The 650-nt window shown below is 58.9% G+C and carries 1 protein-coding gene; it reads right to left on the minus strand.

The features are described from left to right. Window positions 1–650: hydantoinase B/oxoprolinase family protein (locus H5T41_11465; GenBank protein ID MBC7109377.1), on the minus strand; the 650-nt coding region annotated here is incomplete at both ends.

The raw sequence follows: 650 nt of genomic DNA on the forward strand, positions 1-650 counted from the left end.
CGTGCCCTTTGGGGCGATGATGCGTATCGGCCGCCAAGCTCCATCGTTTGGAGGAAGCTCCGGATCCAACACGGCCTTCACCGCGAAACACACGGCCGAGGCGGTCACGGAAAACGGCGCATTCACCGGAAAATCCACTTGCGGAGAACTCCCCGTGAAATCCACCTCTAATTCTTCATCGTGCACGCGCAATTCCACGCACACCAGAATCCCTTCGTCCAAGGAATCCGCGAACCTGTAGACCCCGTTTGGCACGGCTTTTATCGCCGCGCACATCCGTCGCTCTGCATAACGACAAAGCTCTTCGTAAGCGGAAAGAAGCGTTCTTATCCCGAAACGTTCGGCCAAAGAGGAGAGGCGGCGGATCCCCGTTTCCACCGCGGCCCGCTGGGCCCGCAGATCCCCTTCGCGCTCTTTGGGCGTGCGCACGTTGGCCAGAATCAAGGAAAAAAGATCCTGATCAAGCTCGCCTTTTCGCCAAAGTTTTACGGGCGGGATGCGTAGCCCCTCTTGGAATATCTCCGTGGCCTGGGCGGGAAGGCTTCCAGGGGTCATCCCACCCACGTCGGCATGGTGGGCGCGCACGGCCACAAACCCCAAAATCGTTTCGCCTAAGAAAGCTGGGGCCACAAAGGTGATGTCGGGAAGAT

The organism is Methanomassiliicoccales archaeon (assembly GCA_014361295.1).
GTDB lineage: Archaea > Thermoplasmatota > Thermoplasmata > Methanomassiliicoccales > JACIVX01 > JACIVX01.